At 64.0% G+C, this 7,912-nt stretch carries 10 protein-coding genes; all 10 read right to left on the bottom strand.

Translation table 11 applies throughout. The features are described 5' to 3' along the window. Positions 1-606: 606 nt before the first annotated feature. Complete coding sequence (locus tag ACK1VC_RS10575; RefSeq protein WP_191086844.1) at positions 607-1,023, bottom strand: hypothetical protein; 417 nt, start codon at positions 1,021-1,023, stop codon at positions 607-609. Between the two features lie 12 nt (positions 1,024-1,035). After that, complete coding sequence (gene ccmI, locus ACK1VC_RS10570) at positions 1,036-2,232, bottom strand: c-type cytochrome biogenesis protein CcmI (RefSeq protein ID WP_191086845.1); 1,197 nt, start codon at positions 2,230-2,232, stop codon at positions 1,036-1,038. Then, positions 2,225-2,701 (bottom strand): cytochrome c-type biogenesis protein, encoded by a 477-nt coding sequence (locus ACK1VC_RS10565; protein WP_016488396.1) that lies wholly within the window; start codon positions 2,699-2,701, stop codon positions 2,225-2,227. Before ACK1VC_RS10565 ends, ccmI begins: the two co-directional genes overlap by 8 nt. Next, complete coding sequence (locus ACK1VC_RS10560; protein ID WP_191086846.1) at positions 2,698-3,234, bottom strand: DsbE family thiol:disulfide interchange protein; 537 nt, start codon at positions 3,232-3,234, stop codon at positions 2,698-2,700. The genes ACK1VC_RS10565 and ACK1VC_RS10560 overlap by 4 nt, the downstream gene beginning before the upstream one ends. Continuing rightward, on the bottom strand, positions 3,231-5,219 hold the full coding sequence (locus ACK1VC_RS10555) for a heme lyase CcmF/NrfE family subunit (protein WP_016488398.1): 1,989 nt from the start codon (positions 5,217-5,219) through the stop codon (positions 3,231-3,233). The genes ACK1VC_RS10560 and ACK1VC_RS10555 overlap by 4 nt, the downstream gene beginning before the upstream one ends. Further along, the gene (gene ccmE, locus ACK1VC_RS10550) at positions 5,216-5,671 is read right to left on the bottom strand and encodes a cytochrome c maturation protein CcmE (protein WP_016488399.1); all 456 of its coding nucleotides are present in this window, start codon (positions 5,669-5,671) and stop codon (positions 5,216-5,218) included. Before ccmE ends, ACK1VC_RS10555 begins: the two co-directional genes overlap by 4 nt. After that, complete coding sequence (ccmD, locus tag ACK1VC_RS10545; protein WP_012273475.1) at positions 5,668-5,844, bottom strand: heme exporter protein CcmD; 177 nt, start codon at positions 5,842-5,844, stop codon at positions 5,668-5,670. Before ccmD ends, ccmE begins: the two co-directional genes overlap by 4 nt. After that, on the bottom strand, positions 5,841-6,608 hold the full coding sequence (locus ACK1VC_RS10540; RefSeq protein ID WP_012273476.1) for a heme ABC transporter permease: 768 nt from the start codon (positions 6,606-6,608) through the stop codon (positions 5,841-5,843). Before ACK1VC_RS10540 ends, ccmD begins: the two co-directional genes overlap by 4 nt. 46 nt (positions 6,609-6,654) lie before the next feature. After that, positions 6,655-7,332: a heme exporter protein CcmB gene (gene ccmB / locus ACK1VC_RS10535; RefSeq protein ID WP_013973563.1), complete on the bottom strand. Its 678-nt coding sequence runs from the start codon at positions 7,330-7,332 to the stop codon at positions 6,655-6,657. After that, on the bottom strand, positions 7,320-7,912 hold a 593-nt coding region (gene ccmA, locus ACK1VC_RS10530; protein WP_449117951.1), incomplete at its 5' end, for a cytochrome c biogenesis heme-transporting ATPase CcmA. The genes ccmB and ccmA, both read right to left, overlap by 13 nt.

Genomic DNA, 7,912 nt, shown 5'->3' with positions numbered 1-7,912 from the left:
GGGCCTGCAGCGCGGTCCTCCCGGGAGCGAGGCCGGAGTGAGGGGACCCCGGAGCGCAGCGCAGGGGCCGGATGATGGGAGCGCAGCGTTTTTTGGTTACTTTTTGTCGCGTTTGACAAAAAGTGACTCGCCGTAAGGGCGAAAAGGTGAGTGTGCGTCGCCATCGCAAATGGCCTATGCGCGAGCTAAAAACCAGCACCGTTTCGCTTGTCGCTTGGAGGCGTGGAGGCGTGGAGGCGTGGGCATCAATGAGGAGGCTAACATTCATTTTCGAAGGTGGCGTCAAGTCACCTTTCCGCCCTTACGGCGGGTCACTTTTTGTCAAACGCGACAAAAAGTAACCAAAAAACGCTGCGCTCCCATCATCCGGCCCCTACGCTGCGCTCCGGGGTCCCCTCGCTCCGGGCTTGCTCCCGGGAGGACCGCGCTGCAGGCCCCATCCTGGGGCCCAGCGCTTGACGGGCATCCATGCCCGTCACCTCCCTCCGCAAGCCCTGCGCTCGGCCTCCTGAAGTCGCAATCTGCGTCGCCTGAGCTACCGCGCGCTTAAAAGCAAAAGCAAAAGCAAAAGCGAAAGCGAAAGCGAAAGCAAAAGCCGAAGCAGGGTTACTGGGCGAACGCTCGCCCTAACCCACCCGGCACGCCACTGCTGTCAGTGTCCTGCCAAGGCCCATTCGGGCTCAGCGACCAGCTCCAGCCGTTATCAAACCGGTAGTACGTACGCTGCCGGTAGAACGTATTGGGCTGCTTTTCCAATACATATACACCCAGTTTGGGGTCCCAGTGGCTGGCACCGCCAGGCGGTGGCGCAAAGCTGGCCGAGGTACGCGGCATCGGCTTGGGAATCGCCGCCGGTTTGCTCGGCTGGGTGGACGGTTGCCCACCCGGCAACGGCTTGACCACCGGCCCTTGCGGCGGCACGCGCTCGATCGGGGGTACCGGCTGTTCATACGGCTGATGCACCGTACACGCAGACAAACCCAGGGCCAGGGTGATCAGGGTCAGGCGGACGGTGCTGTGCATGGCTTTGCTCTCTTACAGGTCTGGGCTGTCGATGGTCAGGTGCTGGGTAGCCTGGGTGGTGCTGGGCAACGGCGCGCCCTGGCCAATCCACTCGCCGCGGGTAGGCTGACCAGCGCGGGAAACCCGTGCAACCAGTTGGACTTCGGCAAATTGCGACAGTTTCATCTGCGGCATCATCGCGTCAGCATCGGACAACTCCACTTCGATCGGCAACTGCGCCACCGTCACCCGCTTGGCTGCCAGGGGCATCGGCGGGCCATTGCTGGCGCGAGCGAAGATGAACACCGTATCGTCAGGTTTTACCTTGTCCTTCAGTGCCGCCGCCAGTTCCACCCGCACTTTCAGCCGCGCAGCCACCGGCGCGGGCTCTGCAGCCTGCCCTGCCGGGCCACCCAGGCGTTCGGCAGCGCGGTCGATGCCGCCTTGCAGGGCATCGCGCGATGCATCGCCTTCCGGCAACTGCGCCAACAGGCGCTTCCAGTAGTCGATGGCTTCCTGGTAACGCTCGCCTTCAAAGGCCGCGATACCGCGCAGGCCCAGGCTGGTCACCTCGTTGGGGTCGGCCTTCAGCGCTTCATCCGTCAGTGCCTGCAACTGCGGGCTCCACCGCTTGTCGGCGGCAAAGTACAGGGCCTGGGCCCACTGGCCCAGCAGCTCGGGCTGGCGGCCAGCCAAGGCCACCGCCCGCTCGAAAGTACGCGCAGCATCGGCCGGGCGCTGCTCGGCCATGTAGGCACGGCCCAGGAAATACACGGCCTCGGCCGACTCAGGCTGGGCCTGCACCACACGCTCCAGGCGCGTGGTCATTTCTTCCATCGACTTGGGTGCTTCGGCGAATTCCTGGGTCAGCGCCACCTTGTCGGCCGCACCAAAATGCAGGTACAGCCCCAGCGCCATCAGCGGTACCAGCACGGCAGCCAGTAGCGGCAGGGCTTTGCCCAAATGCCCCTGGCGTGGGGCATCGGCGCCTTCGGTATCAGCCAGCAATTCGCGGGCAGCCTCGTCACGGCCCTTGGCCAACTGTGCCTCATCGAGCACACCGGCAGCCTGCTGGGCAGCCAGTTCGGCAACGCGTTCCTGATACAGGGCCACGTTCAGGGCAGTGCGGTCTTCTTCCTGCTGGCGACGGCGGCCACGCAGGATCGGGATCAGCAAAAAGCTGAGGGCGGCGAGCAGCAGCAGGCCCGCGCTAAGCCAGAATTCAATCATGGGTCTGTTCTTTTTCCAGCAGTTTGGCGAGTCGCTCGCGTTCTTCGACAGAAAGCTCGTTGTTGCCCGGCAAAGCCGTACCACGGCGTCGGCGCACGATCACCGCCAGCACCACGAAACCACCGGCCAACAGGATGCCCGGGCCGAACCACAACAGCCAGGTACGCCCGCTGAGCGCCGGTTTGTAGCGCACGAAGTCACCGTAGCGGTCCACCATGAAGTCGACGATCTGCTGGTTGCTCTTGCCTTCGCCAAGCATGCGGAAGATCTCTCGGCGCAGGTCGGCAGCAATCGGTGCGTTGGAATCGGCGATGTCCTGGTTCTGGCACTTGGGGCAACGCAGTTCCTTGGTCAACTGCTGGTAGCGCTCGCGCTCGGCTTCATCGCGGAACTGGTAAGTGTCGATGGCCGCCTTGGCCACACTGGCCAGGCTCATGCCCAGCACGGCAGCTGCCAGCCAGCGCCTCATTGCCTGGCCTCATCGACCAGGCCCTGGTACAGCGGTGCCAGCTGCTCACGCCACACCGTGGCATCGACAATGCCCACATGCTTGTAGCGGATGATGCCCTTGGCGTCGATCAGGAAAGTTTCCGGCGCGCCGTACACCCCGAGATCCAGGCCAAGGCTGCCCTGCTCGTCACGGATGTCCAGCTGGTAAGGGTTGTGGAATTCGGCCAGCCATTTCTGCGCAGCGGCGTTGTCGTCCTTGTAATTGACGCCGTGGATCACCACGCCCTGCTGCGCCAGCTGGTTCAGGTAGGGGTGCTCGACCTTGCACGACGGGCACCAGGTGGCCCACACGTTGACCAATGCCGGGCGGCCCTGCAAGTCGGCCTGGGTCAGGGTCCGGTCGCTCTGGGTCGAAGCCAGGGAAAACACCGGGAACGGTTTGCCGATCATTGCCGAAGGCAGCTCGTCGGGCTTGAGAAACAGCCCCTTGTAGAGAAACACCGCCACCAGCAGGAACACTGCCAGGGGGACTACCATGATCCAACGCTTCATGCAGCTGCTCCAGACACGCCCAGGGCCTCACGCACCCGGGTCTTGACCTTGACGCGGTAGCGCCGGTCGAGTGCCGCCAGCAACCCGCCCAGGCCGGTCAGCAGACCGCCCAGCCAGATCCAGCGGACATAAGGCTTGATGTGCACACGCACGGCCCAGGCGCCGTTCTCAAGCGGCTCGCCAAGGGCAACGTAAAGGTCGCGGGTAAAGCCGGCGTCGATGCCGGCTTCCGTCATCATCGATTGCTGCACGGTGTACAGGCGCTTTTCCGGGTGCAGGGTCGTCACTTCACGGCCACCACGGCTGACGACCACCGTACCCTTGTCGGAGATGAAGTTCGGCCCTTCGAAGTGCTTGGCGCCCTGGAACAGGAACTGGTAGCCACCCAGCTCCACGCTTTCGCCCGGGGCCATGCGCAGGTCGCGTTCGGCGCTGTTGTTGCTCGACAGCACCACACCCAGCGCACACACCGCCAGGCCCAGGTGTGCCAGTTGCATGCCCCAGTAGCTGCGGCCCAGGCCCGGCAGGCCCTTGAGCAGGCCTTTGTGACGGGTCTTGTCGAGGATGTCGCGCAGCCCGCCAAGTACCACCCAGGCAGCCAGGGCGAAGGCGGTCAGGGTCGGCCAGTCGAAGTCGTCAACGATAAAACCGGCAACCGGAGCAAGAATGGCACTGCCGATCAGCACCGGGGTCATCATGCTGACCAGCCATTTGCCCGGGGTGTCCTTCCAGCGCACCACCACGCCCACGCTCATTACCACCATCAGCAGTGCCATCAGCGGCAGGAACAAGGCATCGAAATAGGGCGGCCCCACCGACAGCTTGGCCCCGGTCAGGGCATCAAGCACCAGCGGGTACAGCGTGCCGAGCAGAATCATCGATGCGGCCACCACCAGCACCAGGTTGTTGGCCAGCAGCAGCGTCTCGCGCGACCACAGGGCGAAACCGACCTGGCTCTTGACCACCGGTGCGCGCAGGGCGAACAGGGTCAGCGAACCACCGACCACGAACAACAGGAAGAACAGGATGAAAATGCCCCGCGATGGGTCGGCAGCAAATGCGTGCACCGAGGTCAGCACGCCGGAACGCACCAGGAAAGTACCCAGCAGGCTCAGCGAGAATGCGGCAATTGCCAACAGCACGGTCCAGCTCTTGAACACCCCGCGCTTTTCAGTCACCGCCAGCGAGTGGATCAGCGCCGTGCCCACCAGCCAAGGCATGAACGAGGCGTTTTCCACCGGGTCCCAGAACCACCAGCCACCCCAGCCCAGCTCATAGTAGGCCCACCAGGAGCCCAGGGTGATGCCGACCCCCAGGAAAGCCCAGGCGACGATGGTCCAGGGCCGCGACCAGCGCGCCCAGGCAGCGTCCAGACGGCCGCCGAGCAAGGCGGCAATGGCGAAGGCAAAGGCCACCGAGAAGCCCACGTAGCCCATGTACAGCATCGGCGGGTGAACGATCAGGCCGAAGTCCTGCAGCAACGGGTTTAGATCGCGACCGTCAGTGGGCACTTGCGGCAGCAGGCGCTGGAATGGGTTGGAAGTGATGATCAAAAAGCTCAGGAAGCCGACGCTGATCATGCCCATCACTGCCAGCACGCGGGCCAGCATCACCTGCGGCAACTGCCGCGAAAACACCGACACGGCAAAGGTCCAGCCGCCCAGGATCAGCGCCCACAGCAGCAGCGAACCCTCGTGGGCGCCCCACACGGCGCTGAATTTGTAGTACCAGGGCAAGGCGCTGTTAGAGTTGCTGGCCACATAGGCGACCGAGAAGTTGTCGGTCATGAAGGCATGGGTCAAACAGGCGAAGGCAAAAGCCAGGAAGGCGAATTGCCCCCAGGCCGCCGGCCGTGCCAGGCTCATCCACAGGCTGTCGCCACGCCACGCGCCAAGCAGCGGCACACTGGCCTGCACGGTGGCAAAGCAGATGGCCAGGATCATCGCCAACTGGCCGAGTTCGGGTATAACCAGCGCCGCATTCATGGCCTGGCCTCCGTTCCTGTGGCGGCCTGGCCGCTTTCCTTCAGGGCCTTGGTGACCTCGGGCGGCATGTACTTCTCGTCGTGCTTGGCCAGTACTTCATCGGCCACCACCACGCCGTCGGCGTTGACTTTGCCCAGGGCAACAATGCCCTGCCCTTCGCGGAACAGGTCAGGCAGGATGCCGCGGTAGGTGATCGGCACCGACTTGTTGAAGTCGGTGACCACAAAGCGCACGTCCAGCGAGTCGGACGAGCGCTGCACCGAGCCTTTCTCGACCATGCCGCCAGCACGGATGCGGGTGTCCAGCGGCGCTTCGCCATTGGCGATCTGGGTGGGCGTATAGAACAGGTTGATGTTCTGCTGCAATGCGCTCAAGGCAAAGCCGACGGCAACCCCGACACCGACCAGCAGGCCGACGATGAGCAACAGGCGTTTCTTGCGCTGCGGATTCACTGGTTGTTCTCCCGGCGCAAACGGCGCGCCTCTTCTTGCAGGTAGCGACGACGGGCCAGCAGCGGCGCGGCGACATTCAGCGCCAGCACTGCCAGGCAGATGCCATAGGCCGACCACACGTACAGGCCATGGTGGCCCATGGCGAGAAAATCACCGAAGGTGGCAAAGCTCATTGTGCGGCCCTCCGCCCCAGGCTGTTCAACACTTCATCCTTGACCCAACTGGCGCGCGCCTCGCGCTTGAGCACTTCAAGGCGCATGCGTAGCAACAGCACGGCGCCGAAGAAACAGTAGAAACCCAACGCCGTGCACAGCAACGGCAGCCACATTTCGGCGGGCATCGCCGGCTTTTCGGTGAGGGTGAAGGTGGCGCCCTGGTGCAGGGTGTTCCACCACTCCACCGAGTACTTGATGATCGGGATGTTGACTACGCCGACAATCGCCAGCACCGCGCAGGCCTTGGCCGCACTGTCACGATTACTGATCGCCTGGCCCAGCGCAATAATGCCGAAGTACAGGAACAGCAGAATGAGCATGGACGTAAGGCGGGCGTCCCACACCCACCAGCTGCCCCAGGTCGGCTTGCCCCAGATAGCGCCGGTAACCAGCGCCACGGCGGTCATCCAGGCGCCGATGGGCGCGGCACATTGCAGGGCGACGTCGGCCAGTTTCATCTTCCACACCAGCCCCACCACACCGGCGACGGCCAGCAGCACGTAGCAGGATTGCGCCAGCATCGCCGCCGGCACATGAATGTAGATGATGCGGAAGCTGTTGCCTTGCTGGTAGTCCTGGGGGGCAAACGCCAGGCCCCAGGTGATACCGACCAGCAGCAGGAGCACGGCAGCGCCGGCCAGCCATGGCAGCATGCGGCCGCTGATGGCATAGAACCATTTCGGGGAGCCCAGCTTGTGGAACCACGTCCAGCTTATTTTCATCAGGGTACATCCAGGGTATTTGCCGGGCTTGAGAGCCCGGGACTCGTTATTCGCCGACGCTGATCTTCAGGCCGGCCGCTATCGCAAAGGGTGCCAGGGTCACGGCCAGGGCCGTCAGGCTGGCGAGCCAGAGCAGGTGGCCGGTTGCGGGCATATTTTGCAATGCCGCTTGCAACGCACCACTGCCCAGGATCAATACAGGGATATACAACGGCAGAATCAGCAACGCCAGTAACAAACCACCGCGCTTCAGACCGACCGTCAGGGCGGCGCCCACCGCACCCAGCAGGCTCAATACCGGCGTGCCCAGCAGCAAGGAGCCAAGCAGCACCGGCAGGCAATGGCTCGGCAGCCCCAGCATCAGCGCCAGCAGCGGCGCCAACAATACCAGTGCCAGCCCGGAAAAGATCCAGTGCGCCAGCACCTTGGCCAGCACCAGCAACGCCAGTGGATGCGGTGACAGCACCCACTGCTCCAGCGAGCCGTCCTCGAAATCGCTGCGGAACAAGCCGTCCAGCGACAGCAGCACTGCCAGCAGTGCCGCCACCCAGACCAGGCCCGGCGACAAGGTTTGCAACAATTGGCTTTCTGGGCCGACCGCCAAAGGGAACAGCGCCACGACGATGGCAAAGAACACCAGCGGGTTGGCCAGCTCGGCAGGGCGGCGGAACAGCAGCCGCGCTTCGCGACGCAACAACAAAATGAATACGCTCATGCCGCCCATTGCCCCAGGTTCAGTTCACGGTAACCGGAGGGCTTGCGTTCCAGCGTGTGGTGGGTGGTCAGCACCACCGTGCCGCCCTGTTCGCAGTGTGCCGCCAGGTGCGCTTCCAGCTGGGCCACGCCTTGCTTGTCGAGCGCGGTGAACGGTTCGTCGAGAATCCATAACGGCGGGCAAGCCAGGTGCAGCCGGGCCAGGGCCACGCGGCGCAGTTGACCAGCTGACAGGGTATGGCAGGGTACGTCTTCGAAACCGCGCAGGCCGACCGCCTCCAGCGCCGCCCAGATCGCCTCGCGGCTGGCCGGCTGGTGCAAGGCGCACAGCCAGGTGAGATTTTCCTCGGCGGTGAGCAGGTCCTTGATACCTGCGGCGTGGCCAATCCACAGCAGGATGCTTTCCAGCGCATGGCGCTGCTCGGCCAGTGGCTTTCCGCCCAGCAGAATCTGCCCGGCGGTCGGCTGCATCAAGCCGGCCAGCAGGCGCAGCAAGCTGGTCTTGCCGCTGCCATTAGGACCGCTGATTTGCAGCATGTCGCCGGCGCCCAGCTCGAAATCGAGCTGCTCGAACAGCAAGCGCCAGTCGC

The sequence above is a fragment of the Pseudomonas sp. XP2 genome (genome assembly GCF_053557975.1).
Note: the sequence above shows the minus strand (reverse complement) of the source record. Positions and strands in the feature narration are given on the sequence as shown.